Annotated in this window: 18 protein-coding genes; 6 read left to right on the top strand and 12 right to left on the bottom strand. The window is 75.2% G+C overall.

Going from position 1 to position 23,936, the window contains the following annotated elements:
* The first annotated feature begins 95 nt into the window (after window positions 1-95).
* Both ACPXCB_RS01675 and ACPXCB_RS01680 read left to right on the top strand, forming a co-directional pair.
* Entirely contained in the window at window positions 96-1,202 is a 1,107-nt protein-coding gene (locus tag ACPXCB_RS01675; protein WP_425871498.1) for a hypothetical protein, read from the top strand.
* A 107-nt stretch (window positions 1,203-1,309) separates the two neighbouring features.
* Window positions 1,310-2,173 carry a hypothetical protein gene (locus ACPXCB_RS01680; RefSeq protein ID WP_425871500.1) on the top strand — a complete coding sequence of 288 codons (864 nt, stop codon included), beginning with the start codon at window positions 1,310-1,312 and terminating at the stop codon, window positions 2,171-2,173.
* 53 nt (window positions 2,174-2,226) lie between these two features.
* On the opposite strand, the gene ACPXCB_RS01685 is transcribed toward ACPXCB_RS01680, so the two are convergent.
* The 4 genes from ACPXCB_RS01685 to ACPXCB_RS01700 all read right to left on the bottom strand — a co-directional run bounded on the left by ACPXCB_RS01685 (window position 2,227) and on the right by ACPXCB_RS01700 (window position 5,064).
* Window positions 2,227-2,613 (bottom strand): VOC family protein, encoded by a 387-nt coding sequence (locus ACPXCB_RS01685; RefSeq protein WP_311413430.1) that lies wholly within the window; start codon window positions 2,611-2,613, stop codon window positions 2,227-2,229.
* Window positions 2,610-2,924: a VOC family protein gene (locus ACPXCB_RS01690; RefSeq protein WP_425871502.1), complete on the bottom strand. Its 315-nt coding sequence runs from the start codon at window positions 2,922-2,924 to the stop codon at window positions 2,610-2,612. The genes ACPXCB_RS01685 and ACPXCB_RS01690 overlap by 4 nt, the downstream gene beginning before the upstream one ends.
* A 168-nt stretch (window positions 2,925-3,092) precedes the next feature.
* Window positions 3,093-4,262: a sensor histidine kinase gene (locus tag ACPXCB_RS01695; RefSeq protein WP_425872116.1), complete on the bottom strand. Its 1,170-nt coding sequence runs from the start codon at window positions 4,260-4,262 to the stop codon at window positions 3,093-3,095.
* A gap of 133 nt (window positions 4,263-4,395) precedes the next feature.
* Window positions 4,396-5,064 (bottom strand): response regulator transcription factor, encoded by a 669-nt coding sequence (locus tag ACPXCB_RS01700; RefSeq protein ID WP_425871504.1) that lies wholly within the window; start codon window positions 5,062-5,064, stop codon window positions 4,396-4,398.
* Window positions 5,065-5,213: 149 nt separating this feature from the next.
* On the opposite strand from ACPXCB_RS01700, the gene ACPXCB_RS01705 reads away from it, so the two are divergent.
* Complete coding sequence (locus ACPXCB_RS01705) at window positions 5,214-6,509, top strand: C39 family peptidase (RefSeq protein ID WP_425871506.1); 1,296 nt, start codon at window positions 5,214-5,216, stop codon at window positions 6,507-6,509.
* A 36-nt stretch (window positions 6,510-6,545) separates the two neighbouring features.
* Here the strand turns inward: ACPXCB_RS01705 and ACPXCB_RS01710 are convergent, their stop codons facing one another.
* Both ACPXCB_RS01710 and ACPXCB_RS01715 read right to left on the bottom strand, forming a co-directional pair.
* Complete coding sequence (locus ACPXCB_RS01710; RefSeq protein ID WP_425871508.1) at window positions 6,546-7,832, bottom strand: PQQ-binding-like beta-propeller repeat protein; 1,287 nt, start codon at window positions 7,830-7,832, stop codon at window positions 6,546-6,548.
* Entirely contained in the window at window positions 7,829-9,127 is a 1,299-nt protein-coding gene (locus ACPXCB_RS01715) for a PQQ-binding-like beta-propeller repeat protein (protein WP_425871510.1), read from the bottom strand. The genes ACPXCB_RS01710 and ACPXCB_RS01715 overlap by 4 nt, the downstream gene beginning before the upstream one ends.
* A gap of 106 nt (window positions 9,128-9,233) precedes the next feature.
* Between ACPXCB_RS01715 and ACPXCB_RS01720 the strand changes: the two genes are divergently transcribed.
* Entirely contained in the window at window positions 9,234-11,105 is a 1,872-nt protein-coding gene (locus tag ACPXCB_RS01720; RefSeq protein ID WP_425871512.1) for a hypothetical protein, read from the top strand.
* 58 nt (window positions 11,106-11,163) lie between these two features.
* Here the strand turns inward: ACPXCB_RS01720 and ACPXCB_RS01725 are convergent, their stop codons facing one another.
* Together ACPXCB_RS01725 and ACPXCB_RS01730 are read right to left on the bottom strand one after the other, a co-directional pair.
* Window positions 11,164-13,053, bottom strand: coding sequence for a hypothetical protein (locus tag ACPXCB_RS01725; protein WP_425871513.1), 1,890 nt, complete (start codon window positions 13,051-13,053; stop codon window positions 11,164-11,166).
* Window positions 13,053-15,023, bottom strand: coding sequence for a hypothetical protein (locus ACPXCB_RS01730; protein WP_425871515.1), 1,971 nt, complete (start codon window positions 15,021-15,023; stop codon window positions 13,053-13,055). The genes ACPXCB_RS01725 and ACPXCB_RS01730 overlap by 1 nt, the downstream gene beginning before the upstream one ends.
* A gap of 189 nt (window positions 15,024-15,212) precedes the next feature.
* Here ACPXCB_RS01730 and ACPXCB_RS01735 point away from each other — a divergent pair, with 189 nt between their 5' ends.
* Entirely contained in the window at window positions 15,213-16,406 is a 1,194-nt protein-coding gene (locus ACPXCB_RS01735) for a hypothetical protein (RefSeq protein ID WP_425871517.1), read from the top strand.
* 115 nt (window positions 16,407-16,521) lie between these two features.
* On the opposite strand, the gene dxs is transcribed toward ACPXCB_RS01735, so the two are convergent.
* From dxs to ACPXCB_RS01755, 4 genes are all read right to left on the bottom strand, one after another.
* On the bottom strand, window positions 16,522-18,474 hold the full coding sequence (gene dxs, locus ACPXCB_RS01740) for a 1-deoxy-D-xylulose-5-phosphate synthase (protein ID WP_425871519.1): 1,953 nt from the start codon (window positions 18,472-18,474) through the stop codon (window positions 16,522-16,524).
* A 128-nt stretch (window positions 18,475-18,602) separates the two neighbouring features.
* Window positions 18,603-19,772 carry an anhydro-N-acetylmuramic acid kinase gene (locus ACPXCB_RS01745; RefSeq protein ID WP_425871521.1) on the bottom strand — a complete coding sequence of 390 codons (1,170 nt, stop codon included), beginning with the start codon at window positions 19,770-19,772 and terminating at the stop codon, window positions 18,603-18,605.
* A 9-nt stretch (window positions 19,773-19,781) separates the two neighbouring features.
* On the bottom strand, window positions 19,782-21,035 hold the full coding sequence (locus tag ACPXCB_RS01750; protein ID WP_425871522.1) for a class I SAM-dependent RNA methyltransferase: 1,254 nt from the start codon (window positions 21,033-21,035) through the stop codon (window positions 19,782-19,784).
* On the bottom strand, window positions 21,032-23,107 hold the full coding sequence (locus ACPXCB_RS01755; protein ID WP_425871524.1) for an APC family permease: 2,076 nt from the start codon (window positions 23,105-23,107) through the stop codon (window positions 21,032-21,034). The genes ACPXCB_RS01750 and ACPXCB_RS01755 overlap by 4 nt, the downstream gene beginning before the upstream one ends.
* Before the next feature lie 162 nt (window positions 23,108-23,269).
* Between ACPXCB_RS01755 and ACPXCB_RS01760 the strand changes: the two genes are divergently transcribed.
* Window positions 23,270-23,935: a potassium channel family protein gene (locus ACPXCB_RS01760; protein ID WP_425871526.1), complete on the top strand. Its 666-nt coding sequence runs from the start codon at window positions 23,270-23,272 to the stop codon at window positions 23,933-23,935.
* Window position 23,936 lies beyond the last annotated feature (1 nt).

Below are 23,936 nucleotides of genomic sequence, written 5' to 3' on the forward strand. Positions count from 1 at the left end.
TTCGTCGTTGCGGCCGATACGGTCAGGGTCGGGACAGCGGTACCGTGCCGTGGCTGGCTACGATCACCCGTTCGCACCCTCGCCTGGAGCTGATCATGTCCTCACCACCGGTCGATCCCTGGTCCGGGCAGCCGGAGCACGACACCCACTACGACTACCATCCGCCGCGACCGGACGGCTACCCGGCACCGCCCGCCGATGGCTGGGCCTCCCCGCCGGGCGGGCAGCCGCCGGCGGGTGGCGGCTGGCCCACCACGCCGCACCCCCACCCCCCGCAGGCCCAACAGCACCCCGGGCCCACCTCGGGCCAGCCCTACCCCGGGCCCACGTCCGCTCAGCCGTACCCGGGGCCCACCTCGGCCCAGCCGTACCCCGGGCCCACGTCGGGCCAGCCGTACCCCGGGCCCACGTCGGGCCAGCCGCACCCCACCCAGCCGTACGGCGGCTATCCCGTAACGCCGCAGGGCGGGTTCCAGGCCAGCCCGTACGCCGGCTACCCGCCGCCCCCTCCCGGCGCGGGCCGGCCGGCGAGGCCCCACCAGCTGGTGCTGTCCCTCGGCATCGTCGGGCTGCTGGTGCTCTGCCTCGGCGGAGGTGGCATCGCCTACCTCGCCTACGACGGCGATCAGGGCGCCGACCCCAGGCCCACGCCGACCGCGTCCCCGACCGTGGCGGCGCCGAGCGCCACGCCGAGCGCCGCCACCTCGTCCGAAGCCGCCCCGTCGCCGGAGTCCAGCGACGCCCCGCAGATCAAGGTCGTCACGCCGGAGACCCTCGGGGGCCGCCCGAAGAGCACCGAGCCGACCCTGCGGAAGGCCGCCGACGACATGGTCCGCGAGCTGCGGTCCTCGGTGCGTGACGCGACCGGCGTCGCCGGTGCCTTCTACGGCAGCGCCGACGAGCGGAACATGGTCATGGTGATCGCCGCCAGCACCTTCGTGCTCAACCCGGAACGGGAGCTCGACGACGCGGTCAAGGGCATCTCCAAGGACCTGGCCGTCAAGCGGTTGACCACCATCGCCCCCGGGCCGCTCGGCGGCCTGGCGAAGTGCGGCGACGGCGAGTCCGCCGGCGTGCCGCTGGGCGTCTGCGCGTGGGCCGACCACGGCAGCGTCGGGCTCATCGTGATGTTCTTCTCCTCCTCGGCAGCGACGGCGGCGGAGTTCGTCGCCTTCCGCAGCCAGATCGAGCAGAAGTACTGACCGGCACCCGCCCGGTGCGCGCCGCCGTCCACGATCGACGCGGGACGTCGGGCATGGCGGGGGCCGCACGGACCACCATCTCCCTCGCGCAGACCCGGAGCTGACCGATGTCCTACCCACCCGCCAACTCCTACCCGCCGCCGGACGGCGGGGGCGGCCCGTACGGCTCGTACCCGCCGCCGCAGCCCGGCGGGTACGGACCGCCGCCGGCACAGCCCGGCGGATACGGGCCGCCGCCCCACGCCGGCGGATACGGGCCGCAGGCCGGCGGGTACGGGCCACCACCGTCGCAGCCCGGCGGGTACGGACCGCCACCAGCACAGGCCGGCGGGTACGGGCCACCGTACGGGGGCCTGTCGGGGGCGTACGGCGGCCCGCCGGCACCGCGGAAGTCGAACGCCGGCAAGATCGTGCTGATCTCGCTCGCCGTGGTGCTGGTGCTCTGCCTGGGCGGCGCGGCGATCATCGCCTTCGCCGTCAAGGACGACGTCAAGGAGACCGTCGACGCCACCCGGACCCGGGTCGTCGCTCCGGCGACCCTCGCCGGGCGGCCCAGGGCGACGGACCCGACCCTCCAGGCCGGCGCCCGGGAGCTCGAGGCGGAACTCAACAAGACGATCCCCGGAGCCAGCAGCACCGTCGGCGAGTTCTACGGCACCCTCACCGGCAGGAACCTCGTGATGATCGCCGCCGCGTCCGGTTTGAACCCGGACCCGGCCAAGACGCTCGAGGACACCATCAGGGGCGCGCGGACCAGCGACGTACGGCTCGGCGAGATGAAGACCGTGGATCCGGGACCGCTCGGCGGCGAGGCCAAGTGCGGCGACGCCAAGGCGCAGGACGTGCCGCTCGGCGTCTGTGTGTGGAGCGACAAGGGCAGCGTCGGCATGGTCATCATCTACTTCAAGACGGGCCAGCAGGCCCACGCCGAGTTCGCCACCATCCGGGGACAGGTCGAGCAGAAGTCCTGACCCGTACGGCAGCGCGGGGGCCCGCCCACGAGGATGGGCGGGCCCCTTTCGCGTCAGCCCGCCGTGGCGGCCCGCTCGGCGGCGCTGCGCAGCACGCAGAACTCGTTGCCCTCCGGGTCGGCGAGCACCACCCAGCCCGAACCGTCCGGGCGGCGCTGGTCGGCGACCTGGGTGGCACCGATGCCCACCAGGCGCGCGACCTCCTCGTCCCGGGTCCGGTCCGTGGGCTCCACGTCGAGGTGCAGGCGGTTCTTCACCTCCTTGCCGTCCGGCACCGCCACGAAGAGCACCTCCGGTCCTCCCGGGGGCAGCAGCATGGCCTCCGGGTCGCCGGGGAAGTCGTCCGGCTGGCGGGGGCAGTCGAAGACCTGCGCCCAGAAGCCGGACAGCGCGTACGTGTCGCGGCAGTCGATGCAGACGTTGTGGATCCGTGCGCTCACGGGTGTTCCTCCTCGGTGGTCGTACCCGCCCGCTCCGTCGCGCCGATGCCGAGCACCCGCTCGGCCTCCCGCGCCCGGGTCCGCCCGGCCGGTTCGAGACGGACGTGCGCCCGGTCCTTCACCGTCCCCGTCTCGGGGACCGGTGGGAAGAAGACGTGCGGGGTGGTGCCGTCCGGCGCCGGCAGCGCAGCCTCCGGGTCGCCGGGGGCGTCGTCGGCGTGCCGGGCGTACCCGGGCACCGCCGGCCAGGAGCCGGAGAGGGCGTAGGTGTCGTGACAGTCGAAACTGGTGTCGTGGGTCCGTGGATACACGGAGTTCCTCCGCTGGGGATGAGGCGCCCCGCGTGCGTGAGGGTCAGCCGGCGAGACGGGGCGCGGAGATCATGACGGTGAACATCGACGCACCCCCCTCCGGTCCTCGAGCTGACGCCGTGATCCTTCCATCGGGCCCGTACTCCCCGCAACCCCGGGGTGGGCCCGTCACCGCCGGGCGGCCGGCTCCTGAGCGGTGACCGCCGGGGCCGCCTCCGCCGCCGGCAGGGTCACCGTGACCTCCAGCCCACCACCGGTCTGGGCGACCACCTTCACGGTGCCGCCGTGCGCGTCGCAGACCGCCCGGACGATGGAGAGCCCGAGGCCCGAGCCGCGCGCGCCGGTACGCTCCCGGCCGCCGCGCCGGAACGGCTCGAACAGGCCGGGCACGTCGGCCTGGTCCACCTCGAAACCGGTGTTGCCCACCACCAGCCACGACCGGCACCCGTCCGATCCGGTACGCACCCAGACCCGGCCGTGCAGGTGGTTGTAGCGGATCGCGTTCTCGATCAGGTTGCCGGCCAGCCGGTCCAGCAGCCCGGGATCGCCGACGACCGGTGCGGACTCCAGCGAGGTCTGCACCCGCAGCTTGATCCGCTCGACCTCCCGGCGTACCGCCGACAGGGCGTTGGCGGTGCCGGCGGCGAGGTCGCACTCGGTGCGGCGGCCCAGCCGGCGGCCCGCCTGGGCCTCGCTGCGGGCGAGCACCAGCAGGGCGTCGACCAGCCCGTTGGCCCGCTCGGAGGCGTCCCGGACCACGGTGGCCATCCGGCGGTACTCGGCGGCGTCCGCCTCGTCGTCGCTGAGCGTCACGTCGATCTCGGTACGCATCACCGCGAGGGGGGTCCGCAGCTCGTGCGAGGCGTTGGCCACGAAGCGCTTCTGCGCCTCGAACGCGGCAGCGATGCGGTCCAGCATCTCGTCGAAGGTCTCCGCCAGCTCGGCCACCTCGTCGTCGGCGCCCGAATAGCCGATCCGCTGGTCCAGGGTGGTCTCGCCCAACCGGCGGGCGGTGGCGGTGACCTGGTGCAGCGGGCGCAGCGCCCGGCCGGCGACCGCGTACGCGCCGGCCACCCCGACGACGCTGATCGCCAGCAGCGCCACCAGGCCCTTGGCCAGCAGCTCCGCGCTGGCGGCGTCGACCAGTTGGCGCTGCCACTGCGCGGCGTCCAGCGACCGGCCGTCCGCCAGCACCACCATGGTGCCGGGCAGCAGCTCGTCGGTCGGGCGCAGCGCGTCGCGGACCAGCAGCCAGGCCAGCAGCACCAGGATCGCGCCCGCGCCGACCAGCAGCACCCCGTTGAGCAGGGTCAGCCGCAGCCGCAGCGTGGGCCGCAGCCGGGCCCGCCGGGTCGCGGCACCAGCCTTCGTCCGCGCCTGCGGGGCTCGCAGGACCGGCTCACTCCTCGCGCTCACAGCGCCACCTTCATTCGCGACTGCGGGGCTCGCAAAACCGGCTCACTCCTCGCGCTCATGCCCCTGCCTCCGCCGTGCGGTAGCCCGCACCGACCACCGTCTCGATCAGCGGCGGGTCGCCGAGCTTCTTGCGCAGCGTCATCACGGTGACCCGGACGATCGTGGTGAACGGATCGGTGTTGGCGTCCCAGACCCGCTCCAGCAGCTCCTCGCTGGAGACCACCGCGCCGCGCGCCTTGAGCAGCTCGCAGAGCACGCCGAACTCCTTGTTGGTCAGGTCGACCGGCTGGCCGCTACGGGTGGCCACCCGGCGGGCCGGGTCGAGGACCAGATCGGCGAGTTCGAGCACCGGCGGCGCGGCCGGGGTGGCCCGGCGGCCGAGCGCCTGCACCCGGGCGACCAGCTCGTCGAAGGCGAACGGCTTCGGCAGGTAGTCGTCCGCGCCGAGCTGCAGCCCCTCCACCCGGTCGGCGACGGTGCCGCTGGCGGTCAGCATCAGCACCCGGGTGAGCGTGCCGGAGGCGGCCAGCTCGGCGCAGATCTGGTCGCCGTGCACGCCGGGCAGGTCCCGGTCGAGCACCACCACGTCGTAGCGGGTGACGAACGCCATCTCGTGGCCGCTGTCGCCGTCGTAGGCGACGTCCACCGCCATCCCCCGCTTGCGCAGCCCCCGCGCGATCGCGTCGGCGAGGTTGCGCTCGTCCTCGACCACCAGTACCCGCATTCCGGCCTCCTCGCGCCCCTGACCACCCACAACCTAGTGCCGGCAGCCAAACCGGGCCGCACCCGCCGTCCCGGCCCCGCCCCGTTGCAGAAAACCTTCGTCGTACGCAATGCTCTTGGCGGCAACCTTCACGACGGACGGGAAGACGCATGACCGACGCGGCGCCGACGATCCGACGGGACGTCACCTACCGGGGCTTCCGCCTTCCCGGCGACGCCGGGCTGGGCAGCCTGTCCGGGCTGCGCGCGGGCGGACGGGGCCTCGAACTGGCCGACCCGGCCGACCGGCTCGACCACACCGACGCCGACGGCCGCACCCACCGGTACGCGGCCGGCAGCTGGACGTCCCCGCCCGTGCCGGTCGGCTTCGCCGTGCGCGACGTGGTGCCCTCGTGGACCGGGGACACCCCCGGCGACTGCTGGCTGCGGGTGGAGCTGCGGGGCTGGCACGACGACGCGCCGGCCACCGGGTGGTACGTCCTCGCCGACTGGGCGGCCGACGACCACGCGATCCGCCGGACGTCCGTGCCCGGGCAGCGCGACGCCGACGCCCGGGTGGACACGGACACGCTGGTGGTGACGGGCGCGACCGTCACCGGCTGGCAGGTCCGGGTGACCCTGCTCCGGCCCGAGGACGCCGACGCGACCCCGGTGCTGCGCGCGGTCGGGGCGGTCGCCGCAGGCCCGCGCCCGACGGCTGCGGCCGGGCCGTCCCGGCCCACCGGAGCGGGCTCCCCGCCGGTGGCGGCCGGGCCCGCCCCGGTCACCGGGCCCGAGTCCCGCGCCCCGGGTCCGGCCCCTGCCGGTGGGTCCGCCGCGACGGCCCCGGCCGCCTGGGGCACGGTGCTGGACGTGCCGCGCTACTCGCAGCGGCTGCACGCCGGCGCCCACCCGCAGTGGGGTGGCGGCGGTGACGCCTGGTGCAGCCCCACCTGCACCTCGATGGTGCTGGCCTTCTGGGACGCCGCCCCAGCCCCGACCCGGTACGCCTGGGTGGCTCCGGCCGGCCCTCGCCCGGTGGTGGTGCACGCCGCGCGACACTGCTACGACCACGCCTTCGCGGGAGCCGGGAACTGGCCGTTCAACACCGCGTACGCGGGCCTGCACGGGGTGGACGCCTTCGTCACCCGGCTGCGGTCGCTGGCCGAGGCGGAGGCGTTCGTGGCCACCGGCATCCCGCTGATCGTCTCCGCCGCGTTCAAGTCGGGCGAGGTGCCCGGGTTGGACTACGACACCGCCGGACACCTGATGGTGCTGGTGGGCTTCACCGCCACCGGCGCGCCGGTGCTCAACGACCCGTACGCCCCGGACGACGACGCGGTGCGCCGGACCGTCGACCGGGACCGGTTCGAGGCCGCCTGGCAGGGTGGCAGCGGCGGGGTGGCGTACGTGCTCCGGCCGCCCGGCGTGCCGCTCCCCCCGGCGCCGGAGCAGCCCAACTGGTGACCCCGACGGCGTCCGCGGCACCGGACGCGCGACGGGTCAACCGGGATAGCGCCAGACGCCGAGCTCGCCGGTCTGCAGCCGGCACACCACCGTGCCGGCCCGGCTGCGGCAGTCCCCGGTCGCGCCGCGGAGCACGTCCAGCACCCGGGCCCGGCCCGCGGCGACGTCCAGCTCGGCGACCACCACCCCGCCACCGGCGACGGCCGGCCGCACGGCCAGGAGCCGTTCGTCCGCGCGCCAGGTCATCAGCTGCCAGGTGCCCAGGTCGGCCACTTCCCGACCGGTGGCCGCGTCGAGTACGCCCAACCGGTCGCCGAGGGGCCCGGGCGCGACCGCCAGGAGCCGGCCGCCCTGCGCCGACAGCACCCCGAACCACCGCTCGCCGACCCACCGGAGCGCGCCGGTCGCCGGGTCGAGCGCGACGAGCCTGTTCCCCCCGGGCACGCACAACAGCTCGCCGCACTCGGTGACGTGCTCCACCATGGGGACGCGCGCCTCCCACCGCCGCCGCAGCCCGTCCAGCCCGTAGGCGGTCACCACGCCCGCGCTCGGCCGGACGACCAGCAGCAGGTCGTACGCCACCACCACGTGCCCGGACGCCTCGTCGAGGCCCAGGTCCGCCGCGTGCACCAGGGCGCCGGAGCGGGGGTCGCGCACCTCGACCCGCCCCTCGGCGGGAACCAGGACGATCCGCTCGACCCGCCCGTCGCGGAGACTGTACGTCGCGCCCCCGCGCGTCGTCGGCACCGACCAGAGTGCCCGCCCGGAGGCCGGAGCCACCGACCGCACGGCGCCGCCCTCCTCCCCGCCGGTCTGCATCAGCAGGATCCCGGCCGGGTCCCACCAGGGGTAGCCGGGCTGCCGCCAGAGCCCGCGGCCGGTCGCGGCGTCCAGGGCGATCGTCTGCCCGTCGTCCTCGTCCCCGGTGACCGAGAAGAGCACCGACCCCGGCCCGGTCTGGACCTGCCAGAACCGGCCCGCCCCCACCACGCGGGAGCGCCACACCGGGGTGGGCGGGGCGTCGTCGGCCGGCGCCCGCTCGGGCAGGGCGTACGCGCGCACCTCGACGGTCCCCTCGGGCTCCCCCTCGGCCGGCTCGACGACGTAGAGCCGGTCACCGTGCAGGAACGCCTCCGACCCGAGCCGGGCCGGCACGACGAGCCCGACCCGGGCCGGCACCGGAGCGGCCGCCGCCACGGTGCCCACGAGGAACGCGAGCACCAGCGCGACCCGCAACGGGCGACCGACGGCACGCGGCGGGCGGGGCGGCGGCGCCTCGCGGCCCGGCTCGTCGCGCACCTCGCCGAGGTCGATGAGCGTCACGCCCGCCCCTTCCGGTCGCGGTCACCGGGCAGTTCCCACACGCCCAACCCACCGCCCTCGCGCCGGCAGGCGACGAACGACCCGTGGGCGCCGCACTCCCCCACCACGCCGCGCAGCGCCGCCAGCACCCGCACGCCCTCCCCGCGCTCGTCGATCCGGCCGACCAGGTACCGCCCGTCGCGCTGCCGACGATGCACGGTCGTCGCGTCGGCCAAGAGCCACGGGGCGCTTGCCCGCCAGCGGCCCAGTTGCCGCACCGGCCGGCCGGTCGCCGCGTCGAGCAGCACGTGCTCCGCGGCACCACCGGAGGCGCGCCGGACGGCCAGCAGCCGGCCCTCGACGGCGACCGGCCCCAGCGCCGCGTCCTCGCTCCGCCACCGCAGGGCGCCGGTGGCGGGATCGAGCAGCCGCGTGGCGGGCGACCCGTCGTCGACACAGATCAGGACGCCGCAGTCGTAGACGTCCGGCTGGTCGGCCGGGCCGCGGGGCACGCTCCACCGCCGGCGCAGGCCGGGGATCTCGTAGCCACTGAGGACGCCGCTGGCGTCGGTGAGCAGCACCAGCTCCTCCGTGACCGTCAGCACGCGGGAGCGGTCGGGCACGGCGATCGCGGCACGCGCCGCGCCCGTGTCGGGGTCGCGCAGCTCCAGCCGCCCGCCGGCGAGCACCGTCAGCAGGCTGATCCGCTGGTCCCGCCGCGACAGGTGCGCGTCCTCGAAGGCCAGCGGCTGCGACCACCGGACGGCGCCGGTGGCGGGGTCCACCGAGCGCAGCACGGACGCGCCCGATCCGGTGGAGCCCGACAGCAGCAGGCGCCCGGCCGCCGTGGCGCCGTGCAACTGCCCCTCGCCCCGCCAGCGCACCCCGCCGTCGGCGAGGGAGAGCCCGACCACCTCGGACGCCGTCCGGTCCCCGGCCAGGCCGACCGCCAGCAGGTCGCCGGCCCGGACGGCGTGGAACACCCGCCCCGGCGCGGGCAACGGCACCCGCCACAGGGGACGGCCGGAGGGCAGCCGGTGGGCGGCCAGTCGCGACACCGGGTCCCCGTCGGCCACCGTTCCGGGGCCCGACGGCTCCGCCACCAGCAGGACCCCGTCGACGAACAGAAGATTCGCGTCCGGGCCGGCCGGGACCGTGACGCCCGGCGGTTGCGCGGGCCACGGCGCGGCGGCCGCCGACGTCACCAGGCAGAGCAGGGCGACCAGGGCCGGGGCCCAGCGGCGGAGGAACCGGCCCGGGCCGGGCCCGGCGGCCCCGTCGACGTCCCGTCGCTCGCCCAGGTCGATGACCGTCACGTGGCGTCCTCCCCGTCACACCCTGGCCTCCGGCGTACCGGCAAATCGGCCGTGGGCACACCGGCCCGGCAAAAGCGACGCCGGAGCGCCTGTACGATGGCGCGTCGTGGCTGTGCCGGTGGTAGACCCCTCGCTGAACTCCGTCTCCGAGCCCGTCGCGGCCGAGCCGACGCGCCGGCCCCGGCGCAGGCCCTCCCGCGCCGACGTACTGGCCATCGGAGCCTATGTCCTGCTCGGCCTTTTCGTGTGCCTGAACTACTGGGTGGACGTGCAGAACCGGGTGTCGTCGCACCTGCCCACCGACCACAGTTGGTTCGAGTGGCTCTTCTCGCACGGCGCATACTCGGTGCGGCACCTGGAGAACCCGCTGTTCACCGCGCGGCAGAACGCCCCGGACGGGGTGAACATGATGGCGAACACCTCGCTGCTCGGGGTGACGCTGCCGCTGGCGCCGCTGACCATGCTGCTCGGCCCGCAGGTCATGTACGCCCTCTACCTGGGCGGCGCGCTGGCCGCGACCGCCGGCACGTCGTACTGGATGCTGTCGCGGCACCTGGTGCGCTCCCGCGCGGCGGCCTTCGTCGGCGGTGCGTTCCTCGGCTTCGCGCCGGGCATCGTGCACCACGCCAACGGCCAGCCCAACTTCGTCTCGAACTTCCTGCTGCCGCTGATCGTGGTGCGGGTGCTCCGGCTCGGCGAGCCCGGCCGGTGGCGGCGCAACGGGATCGTGCTCGGCCTGCTGGTGGCGTACCAGATCTTCATCAACGAGGAGATGCTGCTGCTCACCGCGCTGGCCTGCCTGGTCGTCGTGGTCGCGTACGCGATCATGCGGCCGGCGCGGACGCGGGCGGTGGCCGGCACCTTCGCCGCCGCACTCGGCGTGGGCGGCGCTCTGGCGCTGCTGTTGGCGGCCTACCCGATCTGGTTCCAGTTCAACGGCCCGCAGTCCTACCGGGGGTTGCAGGGCGGGGTGTTCCACAACTGGGGCGAGGACCTGGCCGCCTTCGTCACCTTCGCCCGCGACACGGTGGCCGGCGACGAGGCCGTGGAGAAGACCATCGGGCTGACCGAGCAGAACACCTGGTTCGGCTGGCCGCTGGTGCTGCTGTCGGTGGTGGCGCTGGTGCTGCTGGTCCGCCGCTCGCTCGTCGCCCGGATCCTCGCGGTGCTGGTGGTGGTCTTCACGGTGGCCTCGATCGGCCCGAAGGTGCGGCTCAACGGGGTGGAGACGGAGACGGACGGCCCGTGGGCCTACATCTCCGACGACCTGCCGCTGGTCGAGATGATGATGCCGACCCGGCTGGCCCTGGTGGTGGCGGCGGCGCTCGGCGTGCTGCTCGCCCTGGCCTGGGACACCGTCGCCGGCAGCGGCCGCACGCCGGTGCCGGCCCCCCGCGCCGGCTCCGACAGCGACGACCGCACGGCCGGTGCCGACGCCGCCGGGCCGCGCCGCCGCTGGCTCCGGCCGGTCGGGTACGCGGCCGTCGCGCTCGCCGTGCTGCCGCTGTTCCCGCGTCCGCTGCCCGCGGAGCCCGTCGACCCGCCGCCGCACTTCATCACCGCCGGCGGCTGGCGCCCGTACGTGCCGGAGGGCCGGACCCTGGTGCCGGTGCCGATCCCGAGCAACGTGCACGGCCTGCCCACGCTGCGTTGGAGCGCGCTGACGCAGCACGCGTTCCCGATCCCGGGCGGCTACTTCATCGGGCCGAACGAGCTGGGCGAGGGCGTCTTCGGCGCGCCCAACCGTCCGACCAGCACCCTGGTCTACTCCACGATGGACAAGAACGCCGTTCCCGCGCTGACCGACGAGAACCGCCGCCAGGCGGTCGAGGACCTGCGCTTCTGGCGGGCGTCCGTGGTGGTCCTCGGCGCGCATCCCCGGGAGGCGGTCCTGCGCGAGCTGATGACCGCGCTGATCGGCCCGCCCCAGCGCGTCGACGACGTGTGGCTCTGGGACGTCCGGCCGCTCGTCGACTGAGCCGGCGACCGTCGAGGCTCGGGCGGCCGCCGGGCGATCGGCGGGCGGGGCTGAGCCGTCAGCCCACCAGCGGGCGGACGTCCCAGACGTGGGCGCCGGCCACCTCCCGGCCGGGCCCGAGCAGCGCGTCGAGCGTACGGCGCACCGGGTCGCCGTGGCGCAGTCCGCCCTGCACCACCAGGGCGGCGCGCCAGTGCCGCAGGTCCTCGACCGCCTGCCGGCGGTGCTCGTCGGTGACCACCGGCACCTCGCCGGTCTCGGCCACCCGGCGCAGCAGCTCGGCGGTGGGGCGGTCCGGGGCGCCCCACCGGGCGGCCGGGTCGTCGGCGCCCCGGGGGCCGATGAAGTAGCCGCCCGGGGCCGGGAAGGCCAGCCCGGTGCGGGCCGACCAGAGCATCGCCGGGCTGAGCCCCGCACCGGTCACCGGCGGCACCGGGACCAGGGTCCGGCCCGGCGGGACGTGGGCCCGCCAGCCGCCCTCGGCCACGAACGCCGGCACGGGCCAGGCCGGCACGGTCCGGATCGGGGTGGGGATCAGCGGCAGCAGCGCGGCGGCCACCGCCCCGCCCCAGAGCAGCCGCACCGGCACGGCACCCACCCGGGCCTCGACCCCGGCCTCGGCATCGGGGCGCGGCCGGTCCGCCCCGACCCCGGCATCGGCGCGCGGCCGGTCCGCCCCGGCCTCGGCATCGGCGCGCAGCTGGTCCGCCCCGGCGGCGGGGCGCAGCCGGTCCAGGGAGAGGGCGAGCAGGATGCCCAGCACCGGGACGCAGACCAGCGGGAAGCGCGCCGGCACCGCGTGGTCGAGCAGCGGCAGCTCGGCGACCAGCCGGTACGGCCCGGGGATGCCCGTGGACGTGCCGTCCAGGCGGACCTGCTCGCCCAGCGAGAGCAGCGCGAAGAGCAGCCCGCAGGCGGCCAGCGCGCGGACCAGCGGCCGGCGCCACAGCCAGATCACGATCACCACGGCGAGCACCAGCAGCCCCGGGCCGAAGAAGGAGTTCTCCTCGGTGGGGTTCGGCGCGAGCAGGCCGGGCAGGTGGTCGTCGCCGAGCACCGTCTGCCGCGCCGAGGCGGTGAAGGACGCGGCGTCGAGCTGGTAGCCGTACGCGTGGAAGGGCATCCCCCGGTAGTGGCCCGGGCCGAAGAACTGGAACCACAGCGGGTACGCCAGCAGCGGCAGCGCCACCGCCACCCCGACCGCGAGGCGGCCGAGCAGCGCCGGCGCCCGCCGACGCGCGCTCTCCCGGTCGGCCGCCGCGTACGCGAGCGCGAACGTTCCGGCGGCGAGGACCAGGAAGGCCAGCACCTCCTCGCCGAGGAAGAGCTGGTACGCCACCAGCAGCCCGAGCAGCGTCCCGTGCCGCCACACCCGGCGCGGGTCCGGATGGAACACCAGCGCCAGGATCACCGGCACCAGGAACTGCGCCGCCATGTGCAGGTGCGCCCCGGCCTGCGCGACCATGCCGGGGGCGAAGCCGCAGAAGAGCCCGCCGACGGCCGCCGCCGCCCGGGAGTCGACGAGCCGGCGGCGCAGCAGCGCGTACCAGGCGGTCGCGGTGCCGGCGAGGCAGCAGACCACGGCCACCAGGAAGGCGACCTGCGAGCCGAAGAGCAGGGTGACCGGCGTCAGCGGCACGCCCAGGCCCAGCACCGAGGTGTTGGCCATCAGGTTCACCCCGTCCGGGGCGTTCAGCTCCCCGCTGTACAGCGGGTTCTCCAGGCCCGTCACCGCCCGGGCCGCGTGGGCCAGCATCCACTCGAAGAGGACCTGGTCCCCCGCCTGGTGGAACAGCCGCCCCGGGCGACCCCACTGACCGAGGGTCAGCAGCACCGCCAGGGCGAGGTAGCCGGCGACGACCAACGCGTCCGGCGCGCGCACCGGGAGCCGGCGGGACCGCCGGGCGGGTGCCGCCTCGGCGGTGCCGGTCGCCGCCGGGGCGGTCATCAGGTCGGCTGGTCGGTCAGCGCCCGGACGTCCCAGACCCAGACGTCCAGCTCCCGGCGGCCGGGACCGACCAGCTGCTCGACGGTGCGCCGCAGCGGCTCGGAGTGGTGCTGGCCGACCGGGAGCACCAGGATGGCCGCCCGCCAGTGCCGTAGCTCGTCGAGCGAGCGGCGGCGCTGCCGGTCGTCCAGCTTCGGGATGCGGCCGGTCGAGGCGACCTCCTCCAGCAGCCGCCCGACGCCGCTGGGCCGGCCGCCGAAGCGGCCGGGGTCGCCGGTGTTGCCGTTGCGCGGCGCCAGGAAGTAGCCGCCGGGGATCTTGAAGTCGAGGTTGGTGGAGGCGGCCCAGCGCATCCCGTGGGTGTGCCCCATGTTCGGCACCGGGATCGGCACCAGCGTCTGGTCCTCACCGACGTAGCCGCGCCACCGGTCGGCGGTGATGAAGTCCGGTACCGGCGGGCGGGAGGTCACCTTCAGCGGCATCGGCGCGATCGGCAGCAGCGCGAGGACGAGCCCGGCCACGGTGAGCGTACGCAGCGTCCGCCGCTCGACCGGCAGCGTCTGGGAACGTTCGACGGCGAGCGCCAGCAGGATGCCCACCACCACGCTGGTGATCAGGCCGAAGCGGGTGGGCACCACCGCGTCGAGCAGCGGCAGCCGGACCAGCCACTCCCAGGGCCCGGTGAACAGCTCCCGGTGCCACCAGGACACCCGCTCGCCGAGGGAGAGCACCGCGAAGAACGCCCCGGTCGCGGCGAGCGCCCGGACCAGCATCTCCCGGCGAAGCCAGGCCACGATGCCGACGGCCATCAGGGCGAGGCTCCAACCGAAGAAGGCGTTCTCCTCCGAGTAGTTCGGCGCGAGGTTGACGTTGGCGCGCTCGTCGCCGCCGATCGTCGGCGAGCCGGGCGCGAAGAAGGCCGCGATGTCGTTGCCGTAGTCGCGGACCGCGTCGCTCAGGCCGTGGTACGCCATCGGCCCGGCGAACTGGACGTAGAGCGGGTACGCCAGCAGCGCCCCGGCGAGCACGGTGCAGATCGCGAGGGCCTTGGCCAGCGGTCGCCACGCCGCCGACCAGAGCGCGGGCCGCTGGGCGAGCACGGCGATCAGGAACACCCCGCAGGCGAGCGCCGTGAAGAGCAGGATCTCCTCGTTGATGAACGCCTGGGCGGTGACCATCAGGGCGAGCAGCACGCCGTCGCGCCAGGGCCGTCGGGACCGGGTGATGACCAGCACCCGCCAGACGATGAACGGCAGCAGGAACTGCGAGATGATGTTGGGGTGCCAGTTGGCGTGCGACAGCATCGCCGGCGAGAACCCGCAGAACCAGGCGCCGACGGCCGCCGCCAGCGGGCTGCGCACGACGTGCCGGGAGAGCACGAAGTACCAGGCCGAGGCGGTGCCGGCGAGCGCGAGCGTGACCAGCACCACGAAGGTCACGGCCGGCCCGAAGAGCAGCGTCACCGGCACCATCGGGATGCCCAGCGCGAGGATGGCCGTGTTGGCCATCAGGTTGACCCCGTCGGGGTAGTTGAACTGCTCGGTGAAGAACGGGAACTCGCCGTGCAGCACCACGCGTACCGAGTGGGCGAGGAAGAACTGCACCTGGGCCGGGTCGCTGCTGTAGAGCGAGGCCACCCGGCCGGCCGGGTCCACCCAGATCTGGCTGGTGACCCACACCGCGGCGAGCAGGAACAGGCCGAAGACCGTGAGATCCTGCCGTCGCCGGGTCCACCGCCGGGGCCGGGCCGCGCCGTCCGCCCGGCCGTCCTCACCGGGGGAGGTGGTGGCCTCGGTCGCCGCGGTGGCCACGGCCGCGCCGGGGGCGTCGGCCTCATCGGCGCGGGCGGCCCCGCCCGGCGTACGGTCACCGGCGCCGCCGCCCACGGGCGGCGCCACGGGTTCGGACGCGGGGGCCGCGGCGGCGTCGGATTCCGACCAGGATTCGGCGCGGGTCTCGGCAGGCGTCACAGTCGGCGGAGTCTACCCGAGCGGGACATTCACCCTGAAACCACGGCGGTGTCCTCTGTGGTCGGCGTCGCCCACCGCCCGCGACCTGCGCACGGACGGTGGGCGAGGTGGCGCGTCCCGGTGATCCGACATCTCGTACTATGGCGCTTTCCGTTGAACGACGGCTGAGGCGATCGAGGGGGCGTACAGGTGGCTCCAGTCCGCCGGCGCGGCATCACGGCCACCGCACTGCTGACCCTGCTGCTCACCGCGACCGCCTGCGGGCCGGTGGCCGACCGGCAGCCGGGCGACCTGCGGGTCGGCTACGACAGCCTGGACGGCGACCTGACGGTCTGGCCGCCACGCGGCACCCTGGCGGGCGACGCCGCCGTCAGGTCGGCGGTGACGCAGGCGGTACGCGACTGGCGGTCACCGGCCGACGACCGGGTGCACCTGCCCACGTCCGGGATCCTCTGGTCCGGCGAGGTCGGCGGCGCGCCGCTGGCCCTGGTCGCCGCGGACGTGCCTGGCGAGAGCGCCTCCTGGCTGCTCCAGGTCACCACCGAGGACGGCCGGTACGCGGTCACCCGCGCCGCCGAGTACACCGACCCCGGCTACCTCGTCTACTCCGACGTGCTCCCCGTGCACACCTCCGACGGGCGGCGCTACCTCACGTCGGGCCGGGTGCAGCGGCTGCTCGGGCCGGACGGCCGCGCCCTGCGGCACACCGACGGCCTCACCGAGCCGGTGACCGTGCCGGCCTGCCGGGCGGTGCCGGTGACCGCCACGCTCAGGGCCACCGAGGCGCTGCCCCGGGGCCGCGCCGCCGACCGGCTGCTGGACCTCGGCACCGGCACCACCGACCCGCGCTACCCCCTCGTACGCGACGAGAGCGGCTCCGGCAAGCGGGCCCTCACGGGCCTGGACACCTGCGCGCTCGCCAGCGAGGAGGGCCCGTTCGGCAGCGTCCCCCGGCGCATCGGCGACCGGGACGCGCCGCGCTCGGTGCCGTCGTCCTGGCCGATGACCAAGCTGACCGTACGCACCCTCGGCGAGGTCGCCCTCGGCGGCGGCGAGCCGGCGGAGCTGGAGCAGCTGAGCTGGGAGACGGCCGACGGCACGATGACCGCCGTGGTCTACCGCCCCGCCGACGGGGGCACGCCGGTGGTCTCCCCCGCCGACCGCGCCAACCCGTTGCAGACGTACACGCTGCCGGTGCCGGGGCAGCCGCTGGCCGTGGTGAGCTGGCGGCCGACCGCCGACAGCTCGCTGTCCACGCCGCCGGACACGCCCCGGCTGGTGGACCGGCCGGGGCTGGTCGTGATGCCGGCGCCGACCCGGTCGGAGACGTTCAGCCTCGCCGAGGCGGAGAAGACGCACTACCGCTCCCTCGGCGGTCGCTGACCCGGCGTCGCCTCGGCGGTCGCTGACCCGGCGTCGGCGTCCGCTGACCGGCACGTGAGACGCCGACGGCGGGTGGCCCGGTCTCCCGGGGCACCCGCCGTCGGCGGTCTGGAACTCAGTTCTGCGCGGTCGCGTCGTCGGCGGCGATCACCGGCTCGACCGGCTCGACGTCCAGCCGGGAGATCCAGCCGGTGACGTCACGGGCCACGTCCTGCGCGGTCAGGCCGAGGTCGGCGAGGATCTGCGCGCGGGTGCCGTGCGGGTGCCAGTCGGCCGGCACGCCCAGGTCCTTCAGCGGCACCCGGACATCGGCGTCCCGCATCGCCTGGGCGAGGGCGTCGCCGACGCCACCGACCCGGACGCCGTCCTCGACGGAGACCACGAGCCGGTGCCCGGCGGCCAGCTCGACCAGCTCGGCCGGGACCGGGCGGACCCAGCGCGGGTCGACCACGGTCACCCCGAAGCCCTGCCCGGCGACCCGGGTGGCCACCTCCATGCCCAGGTGGCCGAAGGAGCCGACCGCCACCAGCAGCACGTCCTTGCGCGCCGCCTCGGCCAGCACGTCGACGGTGCCGACCCGGCGCACGGCCGGCAGGTCGGCGGCGACGGTGCCGGTCGGGAAGCGGACGATGGTGGGGCCGTCGTCGACGGCCACCGCCTCGCGCAGCTCCTCGCGCAGGGTGGCGGCGTCGCGGGGCGCGGCGATCCGCAGGCCCGGCACGACACCGAAGATCGACATGTCCCACATGCCGTAGTGGCTGGGCCCGTCCGGCCCGGTGATCCCGGCCCGGTCCAGCACGAAGGTCACCGGCAGCTTGTGCATCGCCACGTCCAGCAGGACCTGGTCGAAGGCGCGGTTGAGGAAGGTCGCGTAGACCGCCACCACGGGGTGCAGCCCGCCGAGGGCCAGGCCGGCGGCCGAGGTGGCCGCGTGCTGCTCGGCGATGCCCACGTCGTAGACCCGGTCGGGGTGCTTGCGGGCCAGCTTGGCGATGCCGGTGGGCTCGGCCATCGCGGCGGTGATGCCCACCACGTCGGGCCGCTCGTCGGCGATCGCGACCAGCTCGTCGGCGAAGACGTGCGTCCACTTCACCGACGGGGCGGCGACCAGCTTGCCGGTCTCGATGTCGAAGGCGCTGCCGGGGCCGTGCAGGCAGTCGGCCTCGTCCTCCTCGGCCGGGCGGTAGCCGTAGCCCTTGCGGGTGACGGCGTGCACGATCACCGGGCCGCCGAAGTTCTTCGCCGCGCGCAGCGCCGACTCGACCGCCGCCACGTCGTGCCCGTCGACCGGGCCGACGTACTTGATGCCGAGGTCCTCGAACATCGCCTGCGGGGCGACGGCGTCCTTGATGCCCCGCTTGACCGCGTGCAGCACCTCGTACATCGGCCGGCCGACCAGCGGCGTCGAGCCGAGCGCCTCCTTGACGGTGTCGAGCACCTTCTCGTAGCCGGGGTTGAGCCGCAGCGAGGAGAGGTGGTCGGCGAGGCCGCCGATGGTCGGCGCGTAGGACCGGCCGTTGTCGTTGACCACGATCACCAGCGGGTTGCGGGCGGTGGCGATGTTGTTCAGCGCCTCCCAGCACATCCCGCCGGTGAGCGCGCCGTCGCCGACCACGGCGACCACGCTGCGCTGCTCGCCCCGCAGCGCGTACGCCTTGGCCAGGCCGTCGGCGTAGGACAGGGCGGTGGAGGCGTGCGAGTTCTCGATGAGGTCGTGCTCGCTCTCGGCCTGGCTCGGGTAGCCGGAGAGGCCGCCGCGCTGGCGCAGCCGGTCGAAGCCGGCCTGCCGCCCGGTGACGATCTTGTGCACGTACGCCTGGTGGCCGGTGTCGAACAGGAACCGGTCGCGCGGGGAGTCGAAGACCCGGTGCATGGCCAGGGTCAGCTCGACCACACCCAGGTTGGGGCCGACGTGCCCGCCGGTGCGCGAGACCTTGGCGATCAGGAAGTCACGGATCTCGGCGGCGAGGACGTCCAACTCCTCGGCGGACATCCGCTTGACGTCCTGCGGACCCCGGACGGTGGCCAGCAGCCCGGTGTGGTGGACCGTGCCCTCTTCAACGCTCATGACGCAAGAGTCTATCGGCCGTCCGACACTCCGCAGGCTGGCCCGGACGCCCGCCCACCGACCGGGGGTGCTGAGCGCCTGGTCAGCCCCCGGATGGATCGCGGGCGGCCGGGGCGCGACTGCGGGAGTCAGGCCGCGATCCGCAGCCGCCGGGGCGCCGGGACGGCCGGGGCGCCCCGGTACGCCGGCCCGGACGGGGTCCAGGAGCCCAGCACGGCGGCCCGGGCGGCGCCGGTCACCGAGGGCAGCGCGCCGGGCAGCCCGTGCCAGGAGAGCCAGCCCAGCAGGGCGAACGCGTAGGCCTCCTTGGCCTGCGCGGGCACCCCCAGCTCGTCGGTGGTGCGCAGCCGCCAGCGCCCCGCCCCGAGGGCGGCCAGCCGGGCGGTCAGGGTGGGGTTGCGCACCCCGCCGCCGGCCGCCACCACCTCCGCCACGCCGTGCCGGTCGCACTCGGCGGCCACCACGCGGGCGGTCAGCTCGGTCAGGGTGGCGAGCACATCGTCGGCTGGCACCGCCTCGCCGAGGGCGGCCAGCCGGGCGTCCAGGTAGCCGGCGTGGAACAGTTCCTTGCCGGTCGACTTGGGCGGCGGCGCCGCGTAGTACGGCTCGGCGAGCAGCGCGTCGAGCAGGCCGGGGTGCACCCGACCGGCCGCCGCGCGGGCACCGTCGAGGTCGCAGGGCCGCCCGAGGAGGCGGCGGGCCGCGGCGTCGAGCAGCGCGTTGGCGGGCCCGACGTCGTACCCGAGCACCGGCGCGCCCGGCGCGACCACCGTGAGGTTGGCGATGCCGCCCAGGTTGAGCGCGGCGCGCGGGGCCGCGCTGTCCGCCGGGTCGAGCAGCAGCGCGTCGAACGCCGGGACCAGGGGCGCGCCCTGCCCGCCGGCCGCGACGTCCGCCGAGCGCAGGTCGCTGAGCACGGGTACGCCCACCCGGGCGGCCACCCGGGCCACCGCGCCCAGTTGCAGGGTGCCCCGGGCGCGCCCGTCGGCGACCCAGTGGAAGACCGTCTGCCCGGGCGAGACCACCGCGTCGACCGCCCCGCCGGCCAGCTCGACGCCGATCGCCGCCGCCTCGGCGAAGACCTCGCCGAGGCGGTTGTCCAGCCGGCAGACCGCCTCGATCGTGGTGCTCCCGGGCGGCAGCAGCGCGCCGATTGCCTCGCGCAGCCCGTCGTCGTAGTCGAGGGCGCGGTGCCCCAGCGGGCGCAGCCGCAGCGTGTCCCCGTCGAGGGTGAACTCGGCGGCTGCCACGTCCACCCCGTCGTAGGAGGTCCCCGACATCAGTCCGACGATCTTCATGGCGTCAGGCTAGCGGGCGGCTCCGTCGGGCGGCAGGAGCAGACCGACCAGCTCGACGTGCTGGGTCATCGGGAACAGGTCGAAGCCGCGCAGCACGGTCAGCCGCCACCCCAGCCCGGCGAAGGTGCGCACGTCGCGGGCGAAGGCGGCCGGATCGCAGGCCACGTACGCCACCGCGCGGGGACCGGCGGCGACGAGGTCGCGCACCACCCGGGCGCCCGCGCCGGAGCGCGGCGGGTCGAGCACCACCACGTCGACCGGCCCGGTGATCCGGCGGCGGGCCAACGCGGTCTCCACCCGGGCCGGCACGACCTCCACCCGGGGCAGGTCGCGCAGGTTCTCCCGGGCGGCGGCGACGCCCTGGGCCGCCGACTCGACCAGGGTGACGCGGCCCGCGTCGCCGACCCGGCCGGCGAGCGCGGCGGCGAAGAGCCCCGCCCCGCCGTAGAGGTCCCAGGCCCGCTCCCCCGGGCGCGGGTCGACCAACTCCAGGACGGCGTCGACCAGGGTGTCGGCGGCGGCCGGGTGGACCTGCCAGAACGACGACGCCGGCAGCGTCCACTCCCGGCCGGCGGCCAGCTCGCGGACCCGGTCCGGGCCGCTCACCGTGCGGGGCGCCCCGTCGGCGACGGCGGTCACGGCCACGTCCCCGCCCGTGGAGGCGACGGTCTCGACCGCGTCCGCGTCCGGCCAGCGCGCGCCGGTCGGGGCCAGCACGGGCAGCTCGCGGATCGCCGGGTGGGCGATCAGGCAGCGGTCGATCGGGACCACCTCGTGCGAGCGGTGCTTGAGCAGGCCGGCCCGGCCCGCCCCGTCGACGGCGTAGCGGACCCGGGAGCGCCAGCCGAGCGGCCCGCCGGGCAGCGCCTCGACCCGGACGCCGAGAGCGTCCAGCTCGGCGTCGGTGAGCCCGCCGAGGCGGGTGAGCTGCTCGCGCACCACCGCCGCCTTCCAGTCGAGCTGGGCGGCCGGGGCGACGTGTTGCAGGTCGCACCCGCCGCACCGGCCCGGCTTCGCGTACGGGCAGGGCTGCTCGACCCGGTCCGGGGCGGCCTCGAGCACGCTCACCGCGTCGGCCCGGACGAACCCCTTGTGCACCTCGGTGACCTCGGCGACCACCCGCTCGCCGGGCAGCGCGTGCCGGACGAAGACCACCTGGCCATCCACCCGCGCGACGCAGTGCCCGCCGGGCGCGACCGCCCCCACAATCAGCTCGACCCGCTCGGCCTCCTCCAGCCCGCGGTCGTCACCGTGCGCGCTCACCGTTCACCTCCACCACTCGGGCCGCTCCCGCCGGGCGGCGCGGACACGACGGGCGGGACGCTCGGCGGCAGGGTGCCGCGCGGCGCGACCCGGGGGCCGCGTGCCGGCCCCCGGCTCAGTGTGGCGTCCAGCCGGTCCAGGTCCTTGCCGGCGGTCGAGGCGAGCTGCCACGGCACGCTTGTCACCATCACCCCCGGTTCGAAGAGCAGCCGGCCCTTCAGGCGCAGCGCGCTCTGGTTGTGCAGCAGGTGCTCCCACCAGCGCCCCACCACGTACTCCGGGATGAAGACCGTGACCACGTCGCGCGGCGACTCCCGGCGGACGCCGGCCACGTAGTTCAGGATCGGGCGGGTGATCTCCCGGTACGGCGAGTCGACCACGGTCAGCGGGACGGGCAGGTCCCGCCGCTCCCACTCCGCCTGCAACTCCCGGGTGTCCTTCTCGTCGACGTTGACGGTCACCGCGGTCAGCGTGTCCGGCCGGGTGGCCCGGGCGTACGCGATCGCCCGCAGCGTCGGCTTGTGCAGCTTGCTGACCAGCACGACGGCGTGGTTGCGGGCGGGCAGCACGGCGCGGCCCTCGTCCGGCGGGGTCAGCTCTGCGGCGATCCGGTCGTAGTGCCGGCGGATGCCCAGCATGAGCACGTAGATCATCGCCATCGCGGCGATGGCGATCCATGCGCCGAGCAGGAACTTCGTGACGAGCACGACGATCAGCACCGCGCCGGTCATCGCCATGCCGAAGGTGTTGATCGCCCGGGAGCGGAGCATCCGCCGGCGCGCCTGCGGGTCCCGCGCGGTCCTCAGGTGCCGGTTCCAGTGCCGGATCATGCCGGCCTGGGAGAGCGTGAACGAGACGAAGACGCCCACGATGTAGAGCTGGATGAGCTTGGTCACCTCGGCCTGGAAGCCGACGATCAGCACGATCGCGGCGACGGCCAGGAAGACGATGCCGTTGGAGAAGGCCAGCCGGTCGCCGCGGGTGTGCAGCTGCCGGGGCAGGTAGCGGTCCTGGGCGAGGATCGAGCCGAGCACCGGGAAGCCGTTGAAGGCGGTGTTCGCGGCCAGGAAGAGGATCAGCGCGGTGACCCCGGCGACCACGAAGAGCAGCACCGAGCCGGAGCCGAAGACCGTCTCCCCGAGCTGGGTGGTGACGGTCTTCTGCACGTACCCCTCGGGGCCGGAGATGATCTGGAGCCTCGGGTCCTCGACGAACTGCAGGCGGGTGAGGCGGGACAGCCAGATGATGCCGACCAGCATCGCCACCGAGATGGTGCCGAGCAGCAGCAGCGTGGTGGCCGCGTTGCGGCTCTTCGGGGCCTTGAACGCCGGCACCCCGTTGGAGATCGCCTCCACGCCGGTCAGCGCCGCGCAGCCCGAGGAGAAGGTGCGCAGCAGCAGGAAGACCAGGGCGAAGCCGGTGACGCTGTGCTCGGCCTGGATCTCCAGGCCGGCGCTGGGCGCACGCAGGTCGTGGCCGAGCACGAAGACCCGGACCAGGCCGGTGAGCAGCATCCCGACCATCACGATGATGAAGCCGTAGGTGGGGATGGCGAAGGCCGTGCCGGACTCCCGCAGGCCGCGCAGGTTCACCGCGGTGAGCAGCACCACCGCGGTGACCGCGATCAGCACCTTGTGGGTGGCCACGAACGGCACCACCGAGCCCAGGTTGGCCACCCCGGAGGAGACCGAGACCGCGACCGTGAGCACGTAGTCCACCAGCAGCGCGCTGGCCACCGCGACCCCCGCCCGGGGCCCGAGGTTGACCGTGGCCACCTCGTAGTCGCCGCCGCCCGAGGGGTAGGCGTGCACGTTCTGCCGGTAGCTGGCCACGACGGTGAGCATCACCACCACGACGGCCAGGGCGATCCACGGCGAGAAGAAGTACGCCGAGGCGCCGGCGATGGAGAGGGTCAGCAGGATCTCGTCGGGCGCGTACGCGACGCTGGAGAGCGCGTCGGACGCGAAGACGGGCAGCGCGATGCGCTTGGGCAGCAGCGTGTGCTTGAGCCGGTCGGACCGGAACGGTCGACCGAGGAGCAGCCGCTTCAGCAGCGAGGTGGGTCTGGCCACAACGGCCAAGCGTACGACCACCCGGGTGGGCGTCGTGGGGTGGTCGATCGCGGCGGGGCGGACCGGCGGAGTACCGTCGGTCCGCACTCGCGCCGGGAACGTGGCAGGCTCGCAGACGGCACGCTCACCGGCCGGGTGTTGCGCACCTTGAGGAGGGACGCGGTGCATGTCGTGATCATGGGTTGTGGCCGGGTCGGCTCGACCCTCGCCTACAGCCTGGAGTCCCGGGGGCACTCGGTCGCGGTCATCGACCATGACGCCGACGCCTTCCGCCGGCTCGGCCCGGACTTCGCCGGGATCACCGTCACCGGCGCCGGCTTCGACGGGGAGGTGCTGCGGCAGGCCGGCATCGAGCGGGCGGACGCCTTCGCGGCCGTCTCCAGCGGCGACAACTCCAACATCATCTCGGCCCGGCTCGCCCGGGAGACGTTCGGCGTGTCCCGGGTGGCGGCGCGGATCTACGACCAGCGCCGCGCGCAGGTCTACGAGCGGCTCGGCATCCCCACCGTGGCCACCGTCCGGTGGACCGCCGAACGGATGCTGCGGCACCTGGTGCCGGAGGGGAACGTGGAGATCTTCCGCGACCCGACGAGCACGGTGTCGATCATCGAGGTGCCGGTGCACAAGGACTGGGTCGCTCGGCCGCTGCGCGCCCTCGAGGGGGCGACCGGGGCCCGGGTGGCGTACCTGATCCGCTTCGGCATCGGCACGCTGCCGACCCGCTCCAGCGTCGTCCAGGAGGGCGACCAGCTCTTCATGCTGGTCACCGACGACATCGCGGAGACGGTCACGTCGGTGGCGGCGGCGCCGCCGGAAGGAGGGCTGTGAG

It is taken from the genome of Micromonospora sp. DT62 (genome assembly GCF_049847285.1).
In the GTDB taxonomy this organism is placed as follows: Bacteria; Actinomycetota; Actinomycetes; order Mycobacteriales; family Micromonosporaceae; genus Micromonospora; species Micromonospora reichwaldensis.

What these genes read in the sequence shown, in the direction of transcription:
- ACPXCB_RS01675 (WP_425871498.1), top strand. Translation starts at nt 96, where the DNA reads ATGTCCTCACCACCGGTCGATCCCTGGTCCGGGCAGCCGGAGCACGAC.
- ACPXCB_RS01680 (WP_425871500.1), top strand. Translation starts at nt 1,310, where the DNA reads ATGTCCTACCCACCCGCCAACTCCTACCCGCCGCCGGACGGCGGGGGC.
- ACPXCB_RS01700 (WP_425871504.1), bottom strand. Translation starts at nt 5,064, where the DNA reads ATGCGGGTACTGGTGGTCGAGGACGAGCGCAACCTCGCCGACGCGATC.
- ACPXCB_RS01705 (WP_425871506.1), top strand. Translation starts at nt 5,214, where the DNA reads ATGACCGACGCGGCGCCGACGATCCGACGGGACGTCACCTACCGGGGC.
- ACPXCB_RS01725 (WP_425871513.1), bottom strand. Translation starts at nt 13,053, where the DNA reads ATGACCGCCCCGGCGGCGACCGGCACCGCCGAGGCGGCACCCGCCCGG.
- dxs (WP_425871519.1), bottom strand. Translation starts at nt 18,474, where the DNA reads ATGAGCGTTGAAGAGGGCACGGTCCACCACACCGGGCTGCTGGCCACC.
- ACPXCB_RS01745 (WP_425871521.1), bottom strand. Translation starts at nt 19,772, where the DNA reads ATGAAGATCGTCGGACTGATGTCGGGGACCTCCTACGACGGGGTGGAC.